At 42.1% G+C, this 25,091-nt stretch carries 16 protein-coding genes and 1 tRNA gene; 12 read left to right on the top strand and 5 right to left on the bottom strand.

The window, feature by feature from the left end; genetic code table 11:
• The first annotated feature begins 399 nt into the window (after positions 1-399).
• Complete coding sequence (gene secDF / locus F8N35_RS01070) at positions 400-3,426, top strand: protein translocase subunit SecDF (protein ID WP_293049505.1); 3,027 nt, start codon at positions 400-402, stop codon at positions 3,424-3,426.
• Positions 3,427-4,992: 1,566 nt separating this feature from the next.
• On the opposite strand, the gene F8N35_RS01075 is transcribed toward secDF, so the two are convergent.
• Positions 4,993-5,934 carry a malate dehydrogenase gene (locus F8N35_RS01075; protein ID WP_068701446.1) on the bottom strand — a complete coding sequence of 314 codons (942 nt, stop codon included), beginning with the start codon at positions 5,932-5,934 and terminating at the stop codon, positions 4,993-4,995.
• A 277-nt stretch (positions 5,935-6,211) separates the two neighbouring features.
• Between F8N35_RS01075 and rpmH the strand changes: the two genes are divergently transcribed.
• The 11 genes from rpmH to F8N35_RS01130 all read left to right on the top strand — a co-directional run bounded on the left by rpmH (position 6,212) and on the right by F8N35_RS01130 (position 18,639).
• The gene (gene rpmH / locus F8N35_RS01080; RefSeq protein WP_084252212.1) at positions 6,212-6,367 is read left to right on the top strand and encodes a 50S ribosomal protein L34; all 156 of its coding nucleotides are present in this window, start codon (positions 6,212-6,214) and stop codon (positions 6,365-6,367) included.
• A 434-nt stretch (positions 6,368-6,801) separates the two neighbouring features.
• Entirely contained in the window at positions 6,802-7,392 is a 591-nt protein-coding gene (locus tag F8N35_RS01085) for a hypothetical protein (protein ID WP_293049506.1), read from the top strand.
• 44 nt (positions 7,393-7,436) lie between these two features.
• On the top strand, positions 7,437-8,276 hold the full coding sequence (locus F8N35_RS01090; protein ID WP_293049507.1) for a DUF2764 family protein: 840 nt from the start codon (positions 7,437-7,439) through the stop codon (positions 8,274-8,276).
• A 47-nt stretch (positions 8,277-8,323) separates the two neighbouring features.
• On the top strand, positions 8,324-10,084 hold the full coding sequence (locus tag F8N35_RS01095) for a V-type ATP synthase subunit A (RefSeq protein WP_293049508.1): 1,761 nt from the start codon (positions 8,324-8,326) through the stop codon (positions 10,082-10,084).
• A gap of 53 nt (positions 10,085-10,137) precedes the next feature.
• Positions 10,138-11,457, top strand: a complete 1,320-nt coding sequence (locus F8N35_RS01100; protein WP_293049509.1) for a V-type ATP synthase subunit B — start codon at positions 10,138-10,140, stop codon at positions 11,455-11,457.
• A gap of 28 nt (positions 11,458-11,485) precedes the next feature.
• Positions 11,486-12,094 (top strand): V-type ATP synthase subunit D, encoded by a 609-nt coding sequence (locus tag F8N35_RS01105; RefSeq protein WP_293049510.1) that lies wholly within the window; start codon positions 11,486-11,488, stop codon positions 12,092-12,094.
• Positions 12,095-12,222: 128 nt separating this feature from the next.
• Positions 12,223-14,049, top strand: coding sequence for a V-type ATPase 116kDa subunit family protein (locus F8N35_RS01110; protein ID WP_293049511.1), 1,827 nt, complete (start codon positions 12,223-12,225; stop codon positions 14,047-14,049).
• A gap of 72 nt (positions 14,050-14,121) precedes the next feature.
• Positions 14,122-14,583 carry a V-type ATP synthase subunit K gene (locus F8N35_RS01115; RefSeq protein WP_293049512.1) on the top strand — a complete coding sequence of 154 codons (462 nt, stop codon included), beginning with the start codon at positions 14,122-14,124 and terminating at the stop codon, positions 14,581-14,583.
• 297 nt (positions 14,584-14,880) lie between these two features.
• Positions 14,881-16,137, top strand: a complete 1,257-nt coding sequence (locus F8N35_RS01120) for a folylpolyglutamate synthase/dihydrofolate synthase family protein (protein WP_293049513.1) — start codon at positions 14,881-14,883, stop codon at positions 16,135-16,137.
• 79 nt (positions 16,138-16,216) lie between these two features.
• Positions 16,217-16,291 (top strand) — tRNA-Val (locus tag F8N35_RS01125).
• Positions 16,292-16,716: 425 nt separating this feature from the next.
• Positions 16,717-18,639: a hypothetical protein gene (locus tag F8N35_RS01130; RefSeq protein ID WP_293049514.1), complete on the top strand. Its 1,923-nt coding sequence runs from the start codon at positions 16,717-16,719 to the stop codon at positions 18,637-18,639.
• 150 nt (positions 18,640-18,789) lie between these two features.
• On the opposite strand, the gene F8N35_RS01135 is transcribed toward F8N35_RS01130, so the two are convergent.
• From F8N35_RS01135 to sppA, 4 genes are all read right to left on the bottom strand, one after another.
• Complete coding sequence (locus F8N35_RS01135; RefSeq protein WP_293049515.1) at positions 18,790-20,880, bottom strand: outer membrane beta-barrel family protein; 2,091 nt, start codon at positions 20,878-20,880, stop codon at positions 18,790-18,792.
• A gap of 114 nt (positions 20,881-20,994) precedes the next feature.
• Entirely contained in the window at positions 20,995-21,807 is an 813-nt protein-coding gene (locus F8N35_RS01140) for a purine-nucleoside phosphorylase (protein WP_293049516.1), read from the bottom strand.
• Positions 21,746-22,879 (bottom strand): tetraacyldisaccharide 4'-kinase, encoded by a 1,134-nt coding sequence (gene lpxK / locus F8N35_RS01145; protein WP_293049517.1) that lies wholly within the window; start codon positions 22,877-22,879, stop codon positions 21,746-21,748. The genes F8N35_RS01140 and lpxK overlap by 62 nt, the downstream gene beginning before the upstream one ends.
• Before the next feature lie 11 nt (positions 22,880-22,890).
• A complete protein-coding gene (gene sppA, locus F8N35_RS01150; protein WP_293049518.1) occupies positions 22,891-24,645 on the bottom strand; it encodes a signal peptide peptidase SppA in 1,755 nt (584 codons plus the stop codon).
• Between the last annotated feature and the right edge of the window lie 446 nt (positions 24,646-25,091).

Raw genomic sequence — 25,091 nt, forward strand, 5'->3', positions numbered from 1 at the left:
AGACAAATGTAACGATAAAAGCGGATAAAACTACGGTTAATTACAGTTTTTGAGTTCCTGTAGGTTATTTTCTCACGCAAAGTCTCAGAGGCGCAATGTGCTCATAAATGATTGAATTACATATATTATGGCTTAAAATGTTATAAAGGAAAGCCGAAGGTTTTTCTTTGGGGTTCCCGCATTCCGGGACAAGTTTTGTGCGAGAAATATATTTTAGAACGAGCCATTGTAGTTTAACACACACAAAAGTTCTTGCTTTTCGTCAAAAAGGGTAACTTAGTGGGCGCTAAAATTTCTTTTTTAACTCATTTTGGGCTTATTAAAAAATCGCTATATTTGCAGGCTCAAAATAATTTGGAAATTCTATCAATTAGTTATATGTATTTAAAATAGTTAAACATGCAAAACAAAGGATTTGTTCAGGTTCTAGCCGTGTTGCTTTTGCTTGTCTGTTTCTTCTATTTGTCATTCAGCTTTGTGACAAATCATTACAATAAAGCTGCTTTGGCATTTGCGACGAAACCGGGGACAAACGAAGTCGATAGCGCGCTTTACAAAAGGTATCTCGATTCTATCGCACCCACTAAGGTGTGGTTTGGGTATACCTACAAAGAGTGTATGGACAAGGAAATTAACCTTGGTCTTGACTTGAAAGGTGGTATGAACGTAGTATTGGAAGTATCGCAGGCCGATATTCTCCGCTCTCTTACAGTTCCTAATCCTCCGCAAAATTTCAACAAAGCCATCGATATGACAATTCAACGTCAGGCTAGCAGCCAGACAGACTTTCTGACGTTGTTCAAAAACGCATACCTCGAACTTGATCCTAATGCTAAGCTGTCTACCATATTCAGCACATACGATAAAAAAGATCAAATTCCTTTGAGCGCAACCAACGATCAGGTTATGGTTGTGTTGAGAAAAGATGTTGAAAGTGCAATCAACAACTCATTCAACGTACTCCGTACCCGTATCGACCGTTTTGGGGTGGTTCAACCGAACATTCAGAAACTGGAAAAATCAGGCCGTATCCTTGTTGAACTTCCGGGTGTGAAAGATCCGGAACGTGTTCGCAAACTTCTTCAGGGAACAGCAAACCTCGAATTCTGGGAAACTTATAATGTGGCTGAAATCTACAGCGCATTGGCAGATGCAAATAGTGCATTGCCTGCAATCCTTGAAAACGGTGGTAAAGCTAAAACCGACACAGTTCCTGCAGTTGGCACTCCGGCGAAGGCAACAGCCGAAGCTAAAGCTCAGAAACCAGCCGGTACTTCAAAAGAAGATTCGCTTGCTGCTTTGATCAAGAAAAAAGAAAAACCGACAGCCGATAAAGGTAATCAACAAAATATTGCCGAATTCAAAAAGAAAAATCCGTTGTTTGGTCTTTTGCAGGGTGTCGATCCTCAGGGAGCATCTCCCCGTGTAGGCGTAGCTCTTGCTGCAGATACATCAACTATCGGATCATATTTGCGCAATCCTCAAATTCGTAGCAAATTTCCTTCAGATCTCGCTTTGAAATGGGGTGTTAAGGCAATTGACAAACAAGGTCAGTATTTTGAACTGTATGCTTTGAAGAGCACTACCAAACAAGGTCCTGCACTTCAGGGTGACGTTGTAACCGACGCAAAAGATGACTACGGTCAATACGGTTCAAACGCTATCGTGGATATGACCATGAACTCTAAAGGAGCTAACACATGGGCAATCCTTACAAAACAAAACGTAGGTAAATGTGTGGCTATCGTTCTCGATAACTATGTTTATTCAGCTCCGGTTGTTAACCAGGAAATCACCGGCGGTCGTAGCCAGATTTCAGGTCACTTTACAGTTGAAGAAGCCAAGGACTTGGCAAACGTGCTGAAATCAGGTCGAATGCCTGCTCCTGCACACATCGTACAAGCCGACAACGTTGGTCCGTCATTGGGTCAAAAATCAATCAACTCGGGTCTTATCTCGTTTGTGATTGCGTTTGTCCTGATCCTAATCTTTATGATATTCTATTATGGATGGATACCAGGCTTAGTTGCTAATGGAGCATTGATTCTGAACGTGCTCTTCATTATGGGTATTCTTGCTTCCTTCAAAGCGGTATTGACTATGCCGGGTATTGCCGGTATCGTGCTGACGCTTGGGTTTGCGGTCGATGCCAACGTGTTGATCAACGAACGTATCCGTGAAGAAAAAGAAGCCGGCAAAAATCTGCGGAAAGCGGTTGCCGATGGTTACAAACATGCTTTGTCTGCAATTGTCGACTCAAATGCTACTCACTTGTTGGTTGGTATTATCCTCTTCTCATTCGGATCCGGACCTATCAAAGGTTTTGCCACTACGTTGATTATTGGTATTATCACCTCTTTCTTCTGTATGGTGTTCCTTACACACATCTTCTTTGAACTATTCTTGGAAAAAGAAGGAAGAGAAGACATATCGTTTACTACCCGTTTGACCAAACATTGGTTATTGCACCCGAATATCGACTTTATCGGAATGCGTAAAACATGGTATGTTGTTTCCGGTATTGTTCTTTTGATCTGTGTAGGTTCATTGGCTACCCGCGGTTTAAGTCAGGGTATCGACTTTAGTGGTGGACGTAACTATCAGATTGCATTCAATCAGCAGGTTGATGCCGAAAATCTTCGTACTGTACTGAAAGGTGCATTTGGCGGTAATGTAAATGTAATTGCCATTGGTACCAGCGGCAAAGAAGTTCGTGTTTCTACTAACTATGAAATTGCTAACCGCTCGGCTTCGGTGGACGATGAAATCGAAACAAAACTATACACCAGCTTGAAACCGATGTTGGGTGGCAATATCACAAGAGATCAGTTTGTGAAAAAACATATCGTAAGTTCTCAGAAGGTAGGACCTGCTGTGGCTGAAGATATTAAAGTAGCTGCTATCTGGGCGATCGTTCTCGCTGTGTTGGGTATTGCTCTTTACATTTTCCTCCGTTTCCCAAGCTACACCTTCTCCATCGGTGCTTTGGTTTCGTTGATTCACGACGTGGTGGTGGTACTGGGGCTTTATTCTTTGCTATACAGTATTATGCCATTCTCGCTCGAAATCGACCAGGCATTTATTGCGGCGATTCTGACGGTTATCGGGTTCTCCATCAACGATACGGTGGTAATCTTCGACCGTATTCGTGAATTTATCAAGCTGTACCCGAAACGTGAGATCAGCTCGTTGATGGATGATGCTATGAACCACACCCTGCGCCGTACTATCAATACTACGGTGAGTGTGATCCTGGTATTGTTGGCAATCTTCATCTTCGGTGGTGATGTGATCCGGGGCTTTGTATTCGCGTTGCTGATCGGTGTTGTAACCGGTACCTACTCATCCATTCTGGTGGCTTCTACCATCGCTTACGACGTACAGGTTTGGCACGCTAAAAGACAACAAAAAAAGAAACTGGCATAAGCCTGTTCTATAAATGCAAAAAAGCCGCTTTCGATTTTCGAGAGCGGCTTTTTTGTGCTTGTTGGTGTATGGTATTGATTCTCTCTCGTGGCGTGTAAGACAAGTTTGGATTCGATGTATGGTTAGACCTATGTCGGGCACAAAAGCACGGCTCACGGACTGCAAAAGCATAAAAGCGTGACGCTAATAGCTGTCTCTTTTTCTGTTTGAAAGAAAAGTTGGTATATTTGAAGGGTTTTGTAAAGTATCGGATTGCAAATCCTAATACTCTATTCCGTCGTCGGATTTGCAAATCCGACGGGACGGGATGTATTAGAGATCGGAAGTAATTGATAATTCTATGGAAAATTTTTGGAGTTGCGTATGGGGCTTTATTCTTTTTGTTGCTGGAGTAGTGTTTCTTGTAAGAACTAAGAAGATGAAGAAGAAAGACTTCGTTGATACCTATGGCAACTATATTAGTATTTATTCTGGTGAAATTGGGCTAATTATTATAGGCCTCTTTTTATTTATAAAAGGTCTCTCCAACCTTTTATAAGATATGGTATTGTGTTAGAATTGGCGATGGCATAATAAGCCGTCGCTTTTTATGTTTGGAAGAAATATTGTAACATTTGAGGGGGGTGGAATGTATCGGATTGCAAATTTGACCCCTCGAGTCGTAATTGGCGGATAAACAATTTTTATGGAGATGAGATATCAGATCTTATTACTTTTTTTGTCTATATTTCCTTTGGGCGTCGCCGCTCAAAGGTTAACTTGTAGAGTAGATACTACATTAGATATGTCGAATAAAGTGGAGTACCATCTTCAAAATGATACTACTGCCGTTATTTCTGCAACGATCAACAATTGTAGTATTCAAAAAGAATATTATTATTTGAAAGATTCAGAATCATGTAACTTTATTCCATATTTTATCTATAAGTATAAGGATAGCTTCATCTTTATTAGTGGTACACATCAACACTATAGGTTACTAACACTGTTCCATCTTGAGGGAGATAAAGTAATGGTTAATTGTTATGAGAATGAACTAATGCTTGGGAGTTCAAATGATGAATCTGAGAGAATCTTCTTTTTATATAAAGATAAGCCAGCAGTTGTGGTTGTCAACAGAAAGAATGAGACATTTGTTCGATTATATAAGAAACATTGTTCAATCAATTCACAAGATATTAAGTATATCACAGTTGATAGTAATCGGGTAATAGTGAGTTTGAAAAACAATAAGAAAAAAATATTGTCTTTTAGTGATTTTCTTTGATGATATAAGTGGAAAGCAGGACGGAGTAGCCCTTTGATGGTGCAGATCTGTCAGATTCGCTCGCGCGGGTCTCATGACCCGTGTGTGAAAACCGTGTATCAGATTGTTGACAAACAGAAAGAGCTGGCCTACGGATTTGCTCTTTGCTCTTATTCTTGTATTGAATTAAGTGCTTCGCTTGGAGCGAAACTCTTAATCAGGCAGATTAGTGCTCGTAATCGGCCTCAAAAACTAAAAAAGGACAACCCTGTATGAGGATTGTCCTTTTTACTGTTGAAAAGTAAAGTATCAACCGGAGATTAAACCAGTTTCATTTCTTTCAATACGTCGTTCATTACCTGAACAGCAGCAGCGCTCTTATCGAACAATTCTTGTTCTTCAGCGTTCAGTTTAACGTCGAGAATAGCTTCAACGCCGTTTTTGCCGATTACGGTAGGAACACCGATGCAGATATCATTATGTTTGTATTCGCCTTCGAGGTAAACGCAGCAAGGGAGTACGCGTTTTTCGTCGTTAAGGATAGATTTAACGAGGAATGCAGCAGAAGCGCCCGGAGCCATCCATGCAGAAGTGCCCAGTAATTTTGTAAGAGTAGCACCACCAACCATTGTGTCGGCAACTACCTTGTCCAAAACTTCAGCAGAAAGAATGTCGCTTACAGCAACACCTTTGCAGTTAGCAAGACGTTTCAAAGGAATCATGGTTGTGTCGCCGTGACCACCGATAACCATAGCTTCGATGTTGTTGCCATTGGTGTTAAGCGCCTGGCTCAGGTAGTAAGTGAAACGAGAGCTGTCCAATGCGCCACCCATACCGATTACGCGGTTTTTAGGAAGACCTGCTGTTTTGAATGTCAGGTAAGTCATTGTATCCATTGGGTTGCTTACGATAACGAGGATAGCGTTGGGAGATTCTTTGATGATGCTTGCAACTACCGAGTTAACGATACCAGCGTTAACGCCGATCAGTTCTTCGCGTGTCATACCCGGTTTGCGGGGAAGACCTGAAGTGATAACAACAACGTCAGAATTAGCTGTTTTGCTGTAATCGCTGGTTACACCGATAACTTTGGTGGCAAAACCCAGAGTAGGCTGAGTTTGCATGATGTCCATTGCTTTACCTTCAGCAACACCTTCTTTAATATCGAGCAAAACCACTTCGCTCGCAACTTGGTTTACCGTCAGAACGTTAGCACAGGTAGCACCTACGTTACCGGCTCCGACTACTGTTACTTTAGACATAACTGTTTAGTTTATAGATTAATGAATAGTTAGAATAACCTCTGTTTTAGAACAGCAAAGGTAGCTGATTATCCTTGTATTAAGGAAAAAATTCTGTAATTCTTTTCTATAAAAAAACTAAAGACTTAATCTCTTTCGAATGAAAATTGAGGTGGAAAATTAACCTGAAATACATTCTGTGATAAAAATCAGAAGAATAGTTTGTTTATAGAAAAAAATCCGTATCTTTGTCGCCCCGAAAACAGGAATAAAAAACAACATATAAAACATTACGGCAATGAAAAGAACATTCCAACCATCGAACACAAAACGGAGAAACAAACACGGTTTCCGCGAACGTATGGCTACTGCCAATGGCCGTCGCGTATTGGCAGCTCGTCGTGCAAAAGGAAGAAAAGTGTTGACAGTTTCATCTGAATTTAACAAGAAATAAAATTTTCTTTCTTATAAGAATGCGCGGCCTTCTCTGCATCAGAGAAGGCCGCGCATTCTTTTTTTAAACATGTCTCAGTATAAAAAAAATGAATTGTATTTGTCCTGTTTTGTGAAATCTGATAAGAATTAATGCTCTTTCCCTGAAAATTATATGTTGTTTTAAATTGGCCTGGTTTTTTAAAAATTATCTTTGATCGCCCGCAGGTTTGCGTTTTTGCTGTAAAATGTTTCAATATGTCGCTAAAAAATGGCTTATTGTTTCATTTGTTTTGTTCTAGTTTTGTTTTTGTGACTTTGTGTTATAATGTTTCTGTTGTTTTATACAATTAAAAATAACGTTAAATTGGAATCCCAATTTAAATTCGGTTGAACACCCTATTGATAATTCCATTACATTTGCAGTCTAAGTAAAAAAAAAATTAAATCAGCAATATGAACTCAACACTGCAAGAACTTACCGACAAAATCTATTTAGAAGGCGTTGAAAAAGGAAAAAGTGAAGCCGCCACAATTGTATCTAAAGCTCAGGATGAGGCAGCTGCAATTCTGCAAAAGGCAGAGGCCGATGCTGCTGCCATAGTAGCCCAAGCTAAAAAACAAGCAGAAGAACTCGATAAAAATACGCGTTCGGAGCTTAAATTGTTTGCGCAACAATCCGTGGAAGCTCTGAAGACAGAGGTGGTGAATCTGATAAACGGTAAGATTACCGACGACTCAGTGAAGGCCGCAGTGGTTGATAAAGCTTTTATGCAAAAGGTAATTCTTTCTTTTACTCAGGAATGGGCAAAAAAAGAACAAATTGTAATTGAAACCAAAGATGCAGAGGCTTTGACTGCTTATTTTGCTTCGAATGCAAAAGAACTCCTCAATAATGGTGTTATAATAAAAGAAGTGAACGGTGCAAAAACCGACTTCGCAGTTCAGCCTGCATCGGGTGGATATAAAATCACTTTCGGTGAGGCCGAATTTGTAGAATACTTCAAAGAATTTTTACGTCCGAAACTGGTAGAATTGTTGTTTTAAGTTGCGCTTCCCAATCAGCAACCAAAACTATAATTTGTAACATAATGAGCAAATATTACTACCTGATAGCCGGATTACCCGAAATCCAGCCGGACGATACCAAACTTTCCCTTAAATTGCAGGAGTTGCAACAGACGTTGCAGGAAACTCTTACAAAAAAAGATCGCGAAATTGCCGATCTGATTTTTCAGCAATATGAAGCGAAAAACTGGTTTGCATTCCTCAAAGACAGGGATGCGGCATTGCATCCGCTCGGAATTTCTTCGTCAGAAGATTTTGAAGAAGTGGTGACGCAACTGAAAGAGACGGAGAATCCTAAAATATCGACTGTTCCTTCCTATTTCCCAATGTTTGCCTATGCATACTGGGAAGACAAACCGTTGTTCGATAATCTTTCGTGGGATGACCAGCTTATGGCCATGTTCTATAAGTCGGCGCTGAAGTGCAGTAACGGTTTCGTGAACCGGTGGTTTGAATTTTGCCTCAATATCAATAACCTGCTGACAGCTCACACTTGTCGTAAGCATGGTTTCGACGTTCATTCTTCTATTGTGGGCGACAACAACGTTGCGCGTATCCTGAAAGCCAGTCATTCGCGCGATTTTGGCGTAAGCGACTTTTTCCCTCAGGCCGAATCGGTATTACGTATTGCTGAAGAGACCGATTTGCTGGAACGCGAACGTAAAATTGACCTGTTGAAATGGGCGTGGATTGATGAAAATACGGTTTTCGAATATTTTACGATCGAGGCTGTAGCTGCTTATCTGATGAAGCTCGAAATTATTGAACGATGGTTACCTCTCAATAAGGAAGCCGGTTCTGCAATTTTCCGCGAGCTTATCCGCAACCTGAAAAGTGGTGTGAAATTTCCCAGCGAAAAGTGAGCTGCCCGGGAATCCTATTAACGAAAAAATAATAACAATAGCATAATATGTCAACAAAAGGAAAAGTTAAAGGCATTATTTCCAACCTTGTAATAGTGACTGTTGACGGGCCTGTGGCTCAAAACGAAATTTGTTACATCGAAACAGGAAATACAAAACTGATGGCAGAGGTCATCAAAATTATCGGCGATAATGCTTATGTGCAGGTGTTTGAGAGTACTCGCGGCCTGCAGGTGGGAGCCGAGGCTGAATTCATGGGACACATGCTGGAAGTGACTCTTGGTCCTGGTTTGCTGTCGCGTAACTACGACGGTTTGCAAAATGACCTCGATAAGATGTTGGGCGTGTTCCTGAAACGCGGTGAATATACATTCCCCCTTGATGAGGAAAAGCTGTGGGACTTCAAACCCTTGGCTAAGGCCGGTGATGTGGTTGAAGCCGGTAGCTGGCTGGGCGAAGTGGACGAAAACTTCCAGCCTCACAAAATCATGGTTCCTTTCACTTTTCAGGGACAATATACTGTTAAGTCGGTAGTGACGGAAGGGCAATACCGCATCTTCGATAAAATTGCAGTCGTTACCGATAGCGAAGGCAAGGATATTGAACTTAACATGACTCAAAAATGGCCGGTAAAGAAGGCGTTGACCTGTTATACTGAAAAACCGCGTCCTTTCCGTTTGCTGGAAACCGGGGTTAGAACCATCGATACTGCCAATCCTATTGTTGAAGGAGGTACCGGCTTTATTCCCGGTCCGTTCGGAACCGGCAAGACTGTGCTTCAGCACGCTATCTCAAAACAGGCCGATGCCAATATCGTGATTATGGCTGCCTGCGGTGAACGTGCCAACGAGGTGGTGGAAATTTTCGTCGAATTCCCCGAGTTGACAGACCCGCACACCGGTCGCAAGCTGATGGAACGTACCATCATTATTGCGAATACATCCAACATGCCGGTGGCTGCCCGTGAAGCTTCCGTTTACACAGCGATGACCATTGCCGAGTATTACCGTTCGATGGGGTTGAAAGTGTTGTTGATGGCTGACTCTACTTCGCGTTGGGCACAGGCTCTGCGTGAAATGTCAAACCGTTTGGAAGAGCTTCCCGGTCAGGATGCATTCCCGATGGACTTGCCGGCTATCATCGCCAACTTCTACGGTCGTGCAGGATATGTTCACCTCAAAAATGGCGCAACAGGGTCAATTACCTTTATCGGGACTGTGTCGCCTGCCGGTGGTAACCTGAAAGAGCCGGTGACGGAATCGACCAAAAAGGCTGCCCGTTGCTTCTTCGCTCTCGAACAGGCACGTGCCGACCGTAAACGTTACCCGGCTGTGAATCCGATTGATAGTTACTCAAAATACATTGAATATCCTGAGTTTGAAGAATACATTGCAAAACGTATTTCGCCCGACTGGACAAAGAATGTCAACGAAATGAAGACACTTCTCCAGCGTGGAAAAGAGGTTCAGGAACAAATCAATATTTTGGGTGATGACGGCGTGCCTGTAGATTATCACGTTACCTTCTGGAAATCGGAAGTGATTGACTTTGTAATCCTTCAGCAGGATGCTTTTGATAAAATCGACTCAGTTTGTCCGATCGATCGTCAACAGTTTATGCTGAATCTGGTGATGGATATTTGCCGCACCAAGTTCGATTTTAGCAGCTTTACAGATGTAATGGATTACTTCAAACGATTGATCAATATCTGCAAACAGATGAATTATTCAGAGTATCAATCGGAAGCCTTTAACGGATATCTGAAAGAACTGAATGAGATGCTGACACTGGAAACAGCTCAGAAATGATGGTTCCGGAGAAATCATAAATTGTAAATAGCAAAATTGTAATTTTAGATATCATGGCTACAAAAGCATTTCAAAAAATATACACAAAAATCACTCAGATAACGAAGGCTACCTGTTCGCTGAAAGCTACCGGGGTAGGGTACGATGAGCTGGCTACCGTGAACGGAAAACTGGCTCAGGTGGTAAAAATTATGGGTGAAGATGTTACTTTGCAGGTATTTGAAGGTACCGAAGGTATTCCGACGAATGCAGAAGTAATATTCCTGGGTAAAGCTCCAACCCTGAAAGTGAGCAATCAACTTGCAGGTCGTTTCTTCAATGCTTTCGGTGATCCTATCGACGGCGGTCCCGAGATCGAAGGGGAAGAACGTGAAATTGGCGGTCCGTCGGTGAATCCTGTTCGTCGTCGCCAACCGTCCGAGCTGATTGCGACCGGTATTGCCGGTATCGACCTGAACAACTCACTGGTATCCGGACAGAAGATTCCTTTCTTTGCCGACCCGGACCAACCGTTCAACCAGGTAATGGCGAGTGTGGCTTTGCGTGCAAAAGCTGACAAAATCATTCTTGGTGGTATGGGTCTGACCAACGACGACTACCTCTACTTTAAGAATGTGTTCAATAATGCAGGCGTGCTCGACCGTATCGTGAGTTTCGTGAATACCACCGAAAATCCTCCGGTAGAACGACTTCTTATTCCAGACCAGGCATTGACCGCTGCAGAATATTTTGCGGTAGACCACAATGAAAAGGTGTTGGTGCTGTTGACCGATATGACGCTTTACGCCGATGCCCTTTCAATCGTGTCGAACCGTATGGATCAGATTCCGTCAAAAGACTCTATGCCGGGTTCGCTTTACTCCGATTTGGCAAAGATCTACGAAAAAGCGGTACAATTCCCCGCTGGAGGTTCTATCACGATTATTGCCGTGACAACGCTTTCGGGCGGCGATATTACACACGCTATTCCAGATAATACGGGTTATATCACAGAAGGTCAGTTGTTCCTTCGTCGCGACTCTGATGTCGGTAAGGTTATTGTTGACCCGTTCCGCTCACTGTCCCGTTTGAAACAGCTGGTGATCGGGAAAAAGACCCGCGAAGATCATCCGCAGGTAATGAATGCTGCCGTACGTCTGTATGCCGATGCTGCCAATGCTAAAACAAAACTTGAAAACGGTTTCGACCTGACGAATTACGACGAACGTACCCTTTCGTTTGCTAAAGACTATTCGGAAAAAATTCTGGCTATCGACGTTAATATTGGCACCGAAGAGATGTTGAACGTTACCTGGGGCTTGTTCTCCAACTACTTCAAACCGGAAGAGGTGAACATCAAACAGGAGCTGGTTGATAGATACTGGGCGAAATAAGCCTGAATAAAGAGCTTGAAAATAAGTTATGGCAATAACATTTCAATATAACAAAACGTCGCTTCAGGGGCTTGAAAAGCAGCTTAAAATACGTGTGCGCGCTTTGCCTACCATTAAGAACAAGGAGAGTGCTCTGCGTTTGGAGGTGAAAAGAGCCAAAGACGATGCTAAGGAGCTGGAGGAAAAACTCGAGCTGCGTATCAATGCATACGATCAGATGCTGGCTCTTTGGGGCGAATTCGATACTTCGCTGCTTCACGTAGACGACGTGAAGATGACGATCAAAAAGATTGCCGGCGTGCGTATTCCTGTGCTTGAAGGTGTTGATTATTCTGTACGTCCTTTCAGCCTTTTCAGCAGTCCAAAATGGTTTGCTGATGGTATTGAGCAGCTTAAGGAGTTGGCTCAGATCGGGATCGAACAGGAGTTTATGACACAAAAACTCAACCTGTTGGAACATGCCAGAAAGAAAACCACCCAAAAGGTGAATCTTTTTGAAAAGGTACAGATCCCTGGCTACGAAGATGCTATCCGTAAGATCAAACGATTTATGGAAGACGAAGAAAACCTGTCGAAATCGGCACAAAAGATTGTCAAATCAAGACAGGAAGCCGAAAAAGCCAATGTGGAAATTTGAAGATTTGTAAATAGAATTTGATTAACCCCAAAGTACATAGGCTTTTCGTTGCATTCCTTTGTGATATAAACAGATTTCAATTGTAAATCGTAAATGACTAAATTGTAAATAGATATATGATCGTTAAAATGAAAAAATATGCCTTCCTGGTTTACCACAAGGAGTATGCCGGTTTCCTCGAAAAGTTGAGGGAACAGGGCGTCGTTCATGTGGCTGAAAAGCAGGGAGGAACTATCGATGACGACGAATTGCGGGGTAATCTTCAACTGTTGCAACGGTTCAAGGCGGCCTCCGAAATTCTGGAGCGTCACACGGATGGCGAGAATCCTCTGCCTCAAAATCCTGAAATGGACGGGTTTCAGCTATTGACTGATATTGAAACGTGCATTCAGGAAAAAGAACAATTGCAGACAAGACGCCAATCCGTTGACAAAGACATGGACAGGATGGCTCCGTGGGGAGATTTTAGCTGGGAAAGAATCCATCAACTGGAGAAAGCAGGTCTTGAACTCCGTTTCTTTGCCTGCAATTCCAGCAGATTCAACCCGGAATGGGAATCGCAATATAATGCCATCGAGGTGGACTGTTTCAACTCTACCATCTATTTTGTGACGGTTACTCCCAAAGGAACCGATTTTGAACTGGATGCCGATCTTTTACGACTTGGGGCAAAAACAGAAGCCGAATTGCAGGAGGAAGCAAAAGAAATTGATGCTGATATTCTGGCAATTGAAGAACGCCTTAAACAAGCAACTTCTGGCTACGATGCTTTGAAAAAAGCACGGGCAGAAGTGTCTGAAAGAGTTGATTTGCGCCGTGTGCAGCTTAATACCAAGGCGGGTGCTGAAGATACCGTGATGATTCTTGAAGGGTATTGCCCTGAGGAAAACGAGGAGTCACTTAACAAGATGCTCAAAAAGTCAGGTGTCTACTATATGGCAGAGGTGCCGCGCAAGTCGGATGATGCTGTGCCTGTAAAGCTCAAGAATAACAAGTTTAGCAGTGTGTTCGAATTTATTGGCGGGTTGTATGAGTTACCCAACTACCACAAATCGGACATGACTCCTTATTTTGCACCGTTTTACATGCTCTTTTTCGGCTTTTGCTTTGCCGATGTCGTTTACGGTGTCATTCTTGCGGCAGTAGGTATCTATTTCCGTAAAAAAGTGAGAGAAGAACTGGAGCCCGTAATGCGATTGCTGACTTATCTGGGAATTACCGCATTTTTTATGGGCATCCTGACCGGAAACGTCGGTGGTATTGCTCTGGAAAAGATCGAGACCAACTGGCCTTGGTATGAACACCTGAAACACTATATTCTTACAGCCGACCGTCTGTTCTATGCATCTCTTATTTTGGGGGCTGTTCAGATTATTTTCGGACAGTTTGTTCGGGCAATTACCCGCTGGAAAACAGATGGTTTTGCTTCAACAATTTCGACCTGGGGCTGGTTGCTGTTGGTTGTAGGGGGCGGATCTGTTTTTGGGCTGCAAAAAGGTGGTTTGCTTGCTCCTGAAATCGCAAAAACGGTTTCTTACGTGATCTTCGCTGTAGCCGGTATTTGTATTTTCCTGCTGAATCATCCGGGACACAACATTCTTGCCAATATCGGAGAAGGTATCTGGGATACTTACGAAAAAGCGACCGGCTGGCTGAGTGACTTGCTTTCTTATATCCGTTTGTTTGCTATTTGTATTGCAGGAGCGGTTCTTGCTATTGTGTTCAATAGTCTGGCCACCAGCTTAAGCGGCAATACTCCGGTTGTAAGCCAGATTGTGATGATACTGATTCTTGCTTTCGGTCACTTTATCAATATCTTTATGGCTATATTGGCGTCGTTCGTTCACCCTCTTCGTTTGACATTCGTAGAGTTTTACAAGAATGCAGGCTTTGTGGGAGGCGGAAAATCATATAAACCGTTTGCACGGTATAAAGAAGAATTTAAAATACTATGATCAGGCAGTTCGCCGATCTAAATACGAATAGAAATATAACAAATTATTAATCACTAAATTACTTTTATTATTATGGAACCAATTTTATTTGCTTACATCGGAATTGCCTTTCTGTTAGGATTATCAGGAGTCGGTAGTGCCTACGGTACTTCCATTGCCGGTAATTCCGTTATTGGCGCTTTGAAGAAGAATCCCGATATTTTCGGTAAGGCTATGGTGTTGACAGCCTTGCCTGGTTCTCAGGGTTTGTTTGGCTTCTTGGGTTACTTCTTGCTAAAACCGTTCCTCGTTGAACACATTACAATGTTTCAGGGGGTAGCAATCTGTTTTACCGGTATTGCTGTAGGCGCAGTTGAGTTGCTTACTTCAATTCGTCAGGGTCAGGTTTGTGCAAACGGTGCAAGCGCTATGGGTAACGGCCACGATGTATTCAACAATACGTTGATTCTGGCTGTATTCCCTGAATTGTATTCAATTATTGCTGTTGCTGCAGCTTTCTTGGTAAGTACATCTTTAGGTGTTCCTGCTGTATAACAGAGCTGCCAAAAGAGAATCCCAATATTTTATACTTGTAGAAGAGTCGGAATGTCAAATAATTCCGGCTCTTTTGTTTTATCGGCCACAGGGAAGTTTGTTTTCCATTTAACCCCAAATTAATCAATAGAGAACTTTGTGTTGATTAATCGACGATTTTTGCAGATTGCCTGCAAAAATGTCGGGGTTAACCCTGACAAAAATATTATTTTTCGTCAGCCCTTCGGGCAAATTCCGCTATTGCGGAATTTGGGTAAAATGGCGAACTTTGTGTGCTGTTTTACAACTTTCTTAGTGATGAATTATCAGGAAACCATACATTACCTTTATAACTGTCTGCCGGTGTTTCAGCATCAGGGGGCTTCTGCATACAAGCCGGGTCTTGAACGTACTATTCAGCTGGATGATTATCTCGGAAATCCGCATCGAAAGTATAAAACGATTCATGTGGCCGGAACTAATGGGAAGGGATCCGTTTCTCACTTTCTGGCAGCAATTCTTCAGTCGGCGGGTTACAAAACAGGACTTTATACTTCGCCTCATTTGAAAGACTTCCGGGAGAGAATAAGAGTCAACGGTGAAATGATTCCGGAGCAGGCTGTGATTGATTTTGTGGAGAATCATCGTGCTTTCTTTGAACCCATTCAGCCTTCTTTTTTTGAGCTGACCATGGAAATGGCATTTGACTGGTTCGCAACCTCCGGTGTGGACGTGGCAGTAATTGAAGTCGGTTTGGGAGGCCGGTTGGACAGTACCAATATAATTTCTCCTGAATTAGGCGTAATTACGAATATTAGCTTTGATCATATGCAGTTTTTGGGAGATACTTTACCCAGGATTGCCTCCGAAAAGGCAGGAATCATAAAAACGGGTGTCCCGGTCGTAATTGGAGAAGCAGAAGGCGACGTCAAAGATGTTTTTGTGCACAGAGCGGAAGAAGTAGGTGCTTCTTTGTTTTTTGCCGAAGATACGTATCGTTTGATCCCTATATCCGGAGGTTTTGCCTGCAATCAGTATTCCAGCCTGGAAGTGCAGTTAAAAGGCCTGTATCAGCAAAAGAATGTTGCTGCTGTTTTGACTGCCGTAGACCGGCTTCGTGAAAGAGGATGCAATCTTCCGGACAATGCATTGCGAAACGGATTAAAACATGTTGTCGATCTGACCGGATTGATGGGGAGATGGCAAATATTACAGGAAAATCCCATGGTGGTTTGTGATACCGGTCACAACGAAGCCGGAATCCGGTTTATAGTACAGCAACTGTCCGAACAAAAATATGACCGTCTTCATATCGTTTTCGGTATGGTAAACGATAAGGATATTAGTACGGTTTTGTCCCTTTTGCCCCAAAACGCGATTTATTATTTCACTCAGGCAGCCATTCCAAGGGCGCTGGAGGCTTCAAAACTGCGTGATTTGGCACAAAAATACAATCTTCATGGAAAAATTTTCACGTCTGTGATAGTTGCTGTTGATGCGGCAAAACAGGCTGCAAATGAGGATGATTTGATCTATATCGGAGGCAGTACTTTTGTGGTGGCAGAGGCAATTTAGAAGAAATGTTGCAAAAATATTGCGAGGGGTCTTGCAGGAATCAAAATAAGCACGTATCTTTGCAACGCATTTAAGGAAAGGGCGTTTAGCTCAGCTGGTTCAGAGCATCTGCCTTACAAGCAGAGGGTCGGCGGTTCGAATCCGTCAACGCCCACTTTCAAAATCGAATCTTAGAAATAAGGTTCGATTTTTTTTTGTGCCGTGTTTTGAAGGGTCACATACAAATTTGGGCTCACCAACAAAACTTGAGGGGAAATATTAGATTTTCTATCTTTGCGATAAAAAAGAGAGATGCTAAAAGATGGATATAGCCTGTTACACCGTTCATCGTAGCGTGTAAGGCAGATTGGAGTTCGGCGTATGTCTCTGCCTACGTCGAACCAGAAAGGCACTGCAAAAGAATAGAAAAGCGATAGCAATAAGCTGTCGCTTTTTTGATTGAAAAAAATATCGTTACATTTGAAGAGATTTATAAAGTGTTGGAATCCAAATCCTGAAATGCAATGCAGTAGGGCTGTGTAACAAAAAAGGATTTGCCTGTGGCGGCAAGGAAGTATTAATGTTTTATAGCAAACGGTTATGACTAAAAAGAAAAAACATATCAAGAAGAAAAGACAGCAGCCTAAGACTAAGAAGCAAAAGGCTGTGGCTAAGCAATCCATCAATAGTTCTAATCCATTTGAATCGCAAATGCGTGCTATGAGTAAGCGCTTGCTTCAGATCTTTAAGGATCAAAATGCTGTAAATGCAACTCTAAGAGAATATATTGAGACGATTGAGGGCTATTTCAGGAGATATGATTCTGTGCAGTTGCTTGGAAGCATTGGATTATATTTATTAGATAACCTTCCCAATTTTGAAAAACATTTTATGGCTCAGATGAATGGCACAGATATGCATCTGGACGAAAATGCTGAAGTGATAGCGGAATATGCAATGAACTTTGGCCTTTCAATGCCAAACGATGGCAGAGATAATCCCACAGATGAAGTGGTTGAAGATTTGAGAAATAGATTGAAAGCTTTGTTCATGGCATATATCTATCAAGATATGCCTTTAGTTGATGATCCTATGCAGTCCATTGATTGGATGATTCATATGGATACCATAGCTGTTCGTGGCGATGGCTATCAAAATCATGTTTATGAGGTATTTAAAGAAATGTTCTTCCCACATACGACCTTTTACCAACAGCAATTCGGCTATAGTGTTGAACAGCTATTTGATTTCTTTATGGATCTGGAAGATAGGATAATATGCAAGATCGGTAGTCAAGATACTATCTATGGTGCAACAAAGATGCATGATCGGTGGGTGAAATGGGAAGAAAAGACTTTTGGCCCTGTTGACGATGAAGCCACATTAGAGAATAGAGATTTCTCAAAAGGTTTGTTTGGCGAATTCTTTGAAGCAAACCCAGATGTATCGCATACGGAAGATGGCATGAAACTATTGATGTATCAACCAGATGATTATGGGCGTTCTGATATGATATTTTGGGTCTATCCTCAAAGTGAGGTGGAGACAAGAATCCTAGATTCATTATCTATGGAATTTGGTGATAATTCTGCATTTCTTGCAGAAGGTGAATTTAAAGGCAGTATTATGAACGGTCATAGTATTTTTGAGAAGCCGTTCGTTAAAGATGGTGATAAATATTATTGCTTTACTCCTATGATTCCTCATAGAAATCTGTTCTTGATTGCAGAAAAGCTTATGATGCGCAATGAAGCCTATTATCAAAGGAACTTCCAGCAGAACACGAATCCGATTAGCCGAGACGCTTATATTGAGAGTAAAGTAAAGTCTGTCATGAAGTCATTTCTGCCAGATGTCACATTCTATTCTTCTGTACATTATAAGATAGTGGAGGGCGGTCTAAGAAAGGATCCAGAACTAGATATTCTTGGTGTTTCAGATAAGGCTGTCTATATTATAGAAGTAAAAGCCCATGAACTTTCTTATAAGGACAGAGTTAGACTAGATGGAGCCAAGTATAAATTCAAAGCATCTGTTGCTGAGGCATGTAAACAATGTTGCAGATCAGTTGATTTTATCAATGGTTCAACAGAACCTGCATTTGGTACACAGCAAGGTACGGTTTTGATTGACAGGACGAAGCCAATATACAAGATAGCTGTAACCTTCCAGCATTATTCTTCACTGCTGGGACAGATGGATAAACTTGTGGCTGCCTGTTTGATGGAGGAACGCTTCCGTGATACATGGGTTGTGTCATTGTTTGACTTGATGGTCGTTGCTGACTTTGTTGAATCAGAAGATGAATTTTTATCCTATCTTGACATGCGAAAGATTATTAATACAAATCAGAGTACATTTCATGATGAACTTGATTTGTTGAGTCAATTTCTCAATGAGGATCTGGCTGATAAGGTAATGCCAAATAAGCTAATGATGATCATTGGCGGATCTAGGGATATTGATGAGGAATATGCAAAGGATTTTTATCCGCCAATGGATTTTGGATCCGAAAAGAAGTAAATGCGTCAAATAATCGGTGTACTACAGAAAGAAAATATACAACTTTGAAAATACAAATAGAATAACTACTTTTACCCCATCATTAAAGCGATTGTAAACTCTTCTTTTTGTACCCGATTTTCTCATAGCCGCCCTTTTCATGTCTGTAAATTATATTTTATAGCTAACATTGAGCCATAATGTACGGGCATCCCTGTTACGGTAGATGGTTTGTTGAGTACCCATCGTGTTGAATGTAGTTTTTTCTTCGAGAGAGTTGAAGATGTTGTCGATGGTTAAGGCGATGTCTAAATGCTTTTTGAGGCATGAATACGACAGTGCGTTGCCTACCGAACCTAAGGCTGCAATTTCGCCTTGTACGGTCAGCTGACGGTCGGTATAATAGCCATATACTTCCCATTCCAAAGCGAGAGGAAGTTTTACCTTGATACTCCCTTTTGCATCTACAGAAGATTTTCCTTTTATGCCATATCCTTGTCTGGTACCGTCAATTTCATAATGATAGCCGGTGGCTGATGCATCTGCCGTGATGAAATTAAAAAGTTTCCATGTAAGATTCATTTCAAGCCCTAAATCCTGAGCATGATTGGCATTTTCTTTCGTCCAGACAGTAGTGCCATTTTGCAAGGTTGCGATGTCTGTGATCTGATGATAGCGGTATCTGTAAAAGAAAACAGGATTCAGAGTGAGATTCCGGACACGACAGGTGTTTGAGATTTCGGCTACATGTGCAAGTTCATTCTCCAGAGTGGGATTGCCCTGGTGAATGTAGGTCGCATCGCTATTGTCGGTAAAAGGATTCAGATCATTTATCAGAGGACGGTTTACCCGTTCCTGATAACGAATAGCCCAGGATGAAAAAGGTGATTGTTGCCAGTTGATTTCAACGCGGGGCAACAGATACGAATTTGTTTCGTTGGTCAGGTTTGCATCCTGAGTTTTTCCTCCGTTGCGGTTGTCGACTTGAAGCTGAACGCCCAAAAGATATTTCCATTGTTTTTTCTGGTAAGTCAATTCGGCAAAACCGGTCTGAAGATTCTTTGTGAGCTCGTAATCGTTGCTCTTTGACATGTTATGGACCCATGCGGAACTAATCAGATCATCGTCCGAAGCAGAATAGTTGTCTTTGTGCCATTGTCCGATATACCCGAGCTGTCCTGAAAGTCCGTTATCCCACATTTTTGTTAGTTTGGCCGATCCGAACCATTGGCGTTTGTCCTGGTTAATAAAGAGTCTGTCCTGAGCAAGCACAGCGCCTGTCTTGGGGTTCTTGTTGGTAAAATTGTTGCCCTGATCGTAATTGAAATCATCGTAGTTAACAGAGGCTTCAAAAGATGCTTTCTGTTCTTTCCAGATGTGTTTCCAGTTCAGACCTTCCGAATTACCTGTTTGCTTTTCCGTGTTGTTACGCTGGCGCAAAACGTTGGCCACGACAACCCCGGAGGTATTGGTTTTTGTGTTGTTGATATTGCCAAGCCGGCTATAATTCATCGTTTGAAAAAGAGCATTGAAAGTAATGAAATCGGAAGGACTAAGCAGGTATTGAGCATTGAACATGGCTAAATGTGTGCGGGGTTTTGCAGCTGCGTTATTATTCATCCGCGCCGTTCCGGTTTTGTCTACGGTTGTTTTGTCGTAAGTACGGTAGCGGTACTCTTGCCTGAAATCGTAACCAGCCTGCCACCTGAATTTCCCCGTTTTTGAACCGGCAAGTACCGATGCGTTGTATCTGTTGTCAGATCCTTTCGCAAGAGTTGCTTTTAGGACTGATTTATCCGTAAAATCGGGAGAAAAAATGAAATCTACAGCTCCGGCTTCTCCCTCGCAGATGCTTGCGGTAGGAAGCATGTTAAACAAAAGGACGGAGGAGAAAAGTCCGACCGGCATTTGAATCAGCAAGTCGCTGCGGTTTTCTTCAAAGAGCGTAATAGGCACTCCTTCAAAAAGAAGCGTTACTTTATTGCTTCCCCGGAGGCGCAGGTTTCCCTCTATGTCGGAACTGAGCGAAGGGATTTGTTGCAGTGCCGCTGCGGCGGAAAATGTTGTTACAGCCGGAATACTGTTAATGTTCAGTGCTTTGAATACAGACAGAGAACGGGCACTTTTCTTTTCGGCTATTTCAACTTCGTTGAGTTGTCTTTCTATTGTGGTCGTGGTGGAGTCGGTATAAGTTATCTCTTGAGCTTCAAGCGAATGAATGCCAAGTAGAAGAAATATAATGAAAACGATATTTTTTTGCATAAGAGGTGGATTAAGTTGAACAATGCTATTATTCCATCCTGGTTAGGTCAAGTGCGAATATAATAAAAGAGGGAATCTTCGAAGATACCCTCTTTTGATCTATGAGGAATAATATTAGATGCGGTTGATTAATTCTTTCATTATCAATGTCATGTAAGGCTGTACGTTGTTCGCAATTTGCTGTACTTCCTCGTGGCTGACTTCAACAATTTTATTGGCAACACCCAGGTCCGTAATGATGGAAATGGCGAAGGTTTTTATGCCGCAATGGTGAGCAACAATCACTTCCGGTACGGTAGACATGCCAACGGCATCTCCACCGATGATATGAAAATAGTTGTATTCTGCCGGGGTCTCAAAGGTTGGGCCCTGTGTGCCTACGTAAACGCCCTTTTTGACTTTAATGTTGTTTTCCAGAGCAATTTCTTCGGCTTTGGCAATGAGTGACTTGTCATAAGCCTCGCTCATATCGGGGAAGCGGGGGCCTAATTCGTTATAGTTTTTACCACGCAGCGGATGTTCCGGGAACAGATTGATATGGTCGGATATTATCATCAGATCGCCAATCTCGAAATCGGGATTCATTCCTCCGGCGGCATTCGACAAAAAGAGCGTTTTGATTCCCAAAGCATGCATAACACGTACCGGAAAAGTTACCTCCTTCATGTCATACCCTTCATAGTAATGGAATCGGCCCTGCATGGCCATTACAAGGTTATCTCCCAGTTTGCCGATTATAAGTTTTCCCTTGTGTCCTTCTACCGTTGATACGGGAAAGTTGGGAATATCTTCATATGCGATTTCTTCTTTTTCTGTAATTTGGCTGGCCAGATTTCCTAATCCGGTTCCCAGTACAATACCTACTTCAGGACGACGGCTGATTTTCTTTTTTAGAAAGTCGGATGTTTCTTGAATTTTCTTTAACATAAGTGGTTAGTTGTTGATTGAATTTTGGTTCTTGCCCGGATAAAAATTTGATTTTGATAGGTAATACATAAATACTAGGCTTCAGTTCTTCGGGCAGTGTGTTGTCGTTTACTATTCGTGCTGCGTCTTTTTCTGTTACGAGCAGTATCTTAGGATTCTTTGCTTCGTTGAATTTTTTATCGATGGAACGATAATCTTTTTGCGTGAAATTATGATGGTCGGAGAATGTAATCTTGTCGTAGTTTGGCGTAAATTTCTCAATGTGTTCATAGATTCCCTGTGGAGATACAATTCCGGTCACAATCAATACATGCATCTTCTCTGCTTTAATATCGGCCACTGTGATTGGTTGTGAGCTGGCCAGACTATTGAATAAAGGATATATTTCTCCGTATTGATAAGTGGTAAAATAGAGCGACTGATACGGGAAAATATTGATTTTTTTGGAGATGACCCTAAAGTCCATCGGATGGAGCGTTTCGGGACATTTTGATACGATGATGATGTTGGCTCTGCTTTTGCTGTGTATTGGTTCGCGTAAACGTCCATACGGCAATATATGATCGTCTGTGAAGAGACGATTGAAGTCCGTAATCAGGATGTTGAGGCCCGGAGTTACATAGCGGTGCTGAAATGCATCATCGAGCACAATAGCTGACAGTGGTTGCAGGTCTTTATTTGCGAGTAGTTTTGAAATGCCCCGTCTTCGGTTACCGTCAACCGCAACCGCAACTTCCGGAAATTTTCTTTTTATCTGGTACGATTCATCTCCGATGGTAGTTCCTGTTGCCGAAGCATTAGCCAGAACAAATCCTGAAGTTTTGCGCTTGTAGCCTCTGCTCAGCGTTGCTACTTTCATCGATTGGCTTAAAAGGGATATAATATATTCTGTGTGAGGCGTTTTTCCTGTTCCACCTACCGTCAGGTTTCCAACTGAGATAATCGGAAAATCGAAGGCTTTACTGCGTAAAATCTTACTGTCGAACATCCAGTTTCGTGTACGTACGATGACTGCGTAGATTCCCGAAAGCATCCACAACACTAAGTCGACGAGAAACAGTCGTTTGTTCATGACAAATGAATTTATTTTACGGTTAAATAAAAGGGCATCAAAGCCTGGATTCCCTGTAGAGAGGAAACCTCTCTGATTTGTTTCAGATAAGGATAATACTCACCCAGTTGGGCTTTTTGCACCCGTTCTTCCACTTTTGCATCGAGACTGCTCATGAATTTTTCCAGAAATGTTTTTTGCTTGGGATATTCTACCACATTGTATTTGTCGAGATGAGCCTTCTTTGCAATTAACGTAATCGCATCGTTTAAATTGCCCAGCGCATCCACCAATCCGATTTGTTTGGCTTGTTCTCCGGTCCAGACTCGGCCTTCGGCGATCTTTTTAATTGACTCAGGGCTCATTTTACGTCCTTTTGCACAATGGTCAACAAAAACCTCGTAAGTGTGGTTGACGTATGCCTGCATAAGGTCTTTTTCTTCCGCACTCATGCCTTGTTGTATACTTGGTAGCGTACTGAATTTATTTGTTTTGACTTCATCGAAACTGACTCCTATTTTCTTAGTCAGGCCGTTTACATTCGGAATCAATCCGAATACCCCGATAGAGCCGGTCAGTGTGTTTGGCTGAGCAATAATCATATCTGCCGGTGTCGAAATATAATAACCTCCTGATGCAGCATAGTCTCCCATTGAAACATAAATGGGTTTCTTGCCTTTTATCAGGCTTACTTCTCTCCATATCAATTCAGATCCCAGGGCGCTTCCACCCGGCGAATTTACGCGAAATATCACAGCCTTTATCTTGTCGTCTTTGCGAACTTTGGCAAGCGTTTTGACCAGTTCTTTTGAGGAAATGCCATCAGAACCGCCGGTATCTATCCCTCCGTAAGCATATACCACGGCAATTTTGTTTGCTGACACTTTTTCGTCCGAAGCTGCATTTTTCATTGCATCGAGTTTTACAAGCGATAGATCGTCATCTTCTTTAATGCCGATTTTTTTCTTGATGTAGTTTTGAATTCCGTCGTCATAAAGCAGAGAGTCAACCAAATGTCCCTTTACAGATTCTTCGGCCGGTTTGAATGCAATTCCCTGATCAGCGAGTTGATTTAGTTGTTCAGCCGTGAGTTTTCTTGACGCAGCTACATCGTTCACCGTTGTTTTCCAGATTGATCCGGTAAATGCGGTAATCTGTTCGCGGTTGGCGTCACTCATTTTTGTGGTAATATATGGTTCAACAGCCGATTTGTACGTTCCAACCCGGATAACCTGCATTTCTACACCCAATTTGTCGAGAGTGCCCTTGTAAAAAGCTTCCTGAACAGCTACCCCGTGCCAGTTCACCATCCCCTGCGGACTTAAAAACACTTTGTCGGCAACGCTTGCAATATAGTAAGCTCCCTGGCTGTAGGTCGATCCGTAAGAATAAATGAATTTGCCCGATGTTTTGAAATCGCTCAAAGCCTGCCGTACTTCGCGGATGGAAGCCGGAGATGCCATAAGGGCTCCAGCTTCGATATATATACCTTTAATATTATCGTTGCTTTTTGCTTTGTGAATCGCCGAGAGTAGATCATTTAGCCCTATTTCCTGTACCTGATTGGAGTATTCTCCTAAAAGGGAGGCAAAAGGATTGTCTTCCGATCGCTCAATTATTTGCCCGTTCAGGTCAATTGAAAAAACACTGTTCGGCTTTATCGTAGTCTCTTCCGACGAAGAGGCTGCAATGCCTCCGATTATGCCGAGTGAAATGAAGAAGAAGAAAACAGTAGCAAGTATAATCGCTACAAACGTTGCCAAAACGATTTTTAAAAAGCTTTTCATTTGCTCAAAAATTATTTGTTTGAAGGTGTTTTGCAATAACTCCAATGATAGAGTTTGCGAGAGGTATTAGTGTGTAAGGAGTTTGTGTCCTGTGTGTTGTTGAGTTTCTGAAGTGTGAGAATTTAGATTCTGAAATTGCACTCTTAAAATTCATTTTTCAACAGGCTTTAGATTAGAATAAAACCTAAATCGCTTATTGTTTCTATTTCTTTTTTCCAAATAATTGAAAAATTGACTCAATTCGCAGTTTAAGTTTGGAGAACAAAAGTAATGCTTTTTTTCTGATTGTGGTCAAAATCTTATTGTGTTTTGATAGATAATGGTTTGTTTGTTAGTGATAACCTAATATGTCGGGATTGGAACGATGGCTCAACAGAGCTGAAAATTATCACTTTCTTGCTCTTAATGAGGCTGAAAGCTGATTTTCGTTAACCGAAAATATTTGT

Origin of the sequence: Paludibacter sp. (assembly GCF_009712605.1) — a bacterium.
Taxonomy (GTDB): domain Bacteria; phylum Bacteroidota; class Bacteroidia; order Bacteroidales; family Paludibacteraceae; genus Microbacter.

Excerpts from the sequence above, each read along its gene's own strand:
- secDF (WP_293049505.1), top strand. The coding sequence starts at position 400 with ATGCAAAACAAAGGATTTGTTCAGGTTCTAGCCGTGTTGCTTTTGCTT.
- F8N35_RS01075 (WP_068701446.1), bottom strand. The coding sequence starts at position 5,934 with ATGTCTAAAGTAACAGTAGTCGGAGCCGGTAACGTAGGTGCTACCTGT.
- rpmH (WP_084252212.1), top strand. The coding sequence starts at position 6,212 with ATGAAAAGAACATTCCAACCATCGAACACAAAACGGAGAAACAAACAC.
- F8N35_RS01085 (WP_293049506.1), top strand. The coding sequence starts at position 6,802 with ATGAACTCAACACTGCAAGAACTTACCGACAAAATCTATTTAGAAGGC.
- F8N35_RS01090 (WP_293049507.1), top strand. The coding sequence starts at position 7,437 with ATGAGCAAATATTACTACCTGATAGCCGGATTACCCGAAATCCAGCCG.
- F8N35_RS01095 (WP_293049508.1), top strand. The coding sequence starts at position 8,324 with ATGTCAACAAAAGGAAAAGTTAAAGGCATTATTTCCAACCTTGTAATA.
- F8N35_RS01100 (WP_293049509.1), top strand. The coding sequence starts at position 10,138 with ATGGCTACAAAAGCATTTCAAAAAATATACACAAAAATCACTCAGATA.
- F8N35_RS01105 (WP_293049510.1), top strand. The coding sequence starts at position 11,486 with ATGGCAATAACATTTCAATATAACAAAACGTCGCTTCAGGGGCTTGAA.
- F8N35_RS01110 (WP_293049511.1), top strand. The coding sequence starts at position 12,223 with ATGAAAAAATATGCCTTCCTGGTTTACCACAAGGAGTATGCCGGTTTC.
- F8N35_RS01115 (WP_293049512.1), top strand. The coding sequence starts at position 14,122 with ATGGAACCAATTTTATTTGCTTACATCGGAATTGCCTTTCTGTTAGGA.
- F8N35_RS01120 (WP_293049513.1), top strand. The coding sequence starts at position 14,881 with ATGAATTATCAGGAAACCATACATTACCTTTATAACTGTCTGCCGGTG.
- F8N35_RS01130 (WP_293049514.1), top strand. The coding sequence starts at position 16,717 with ATGACTAAAAAGAAAAAACATATCAAGAAGAAAAGACAGCAGCCTAAG.
- F8N35_RS01135 (WP_293049515.1), bottom strand. The coding sequence starts at position 20,880 with ATGCAAAAAAATATCGTTTTCATTATATTTCTTCTACTTGGCATTCAT.
- F8N35_RS01140 (WP_293049516.1), bottom strand. The coding sequence starts at position 21,807 with ATGTTAAAGAAAATTCAAGAAACATCCGACTTTCTAAAAAAGAAAATC.
- lpxK (WP_293049517.1), bottom strand. The coding sequence starts at position 22,879 with ATGAACAAACGACTGTTTCTCGTCGACTTAGTGTTGTGGATGCTTTCG.
- sppA (WP_293049518.1), bottom strand. The coding sequence starts at position 24,645 with ATGAAAAGCTTTTTAAAAATCGTTTTGGCAACGTTTGTAGCGATTATA.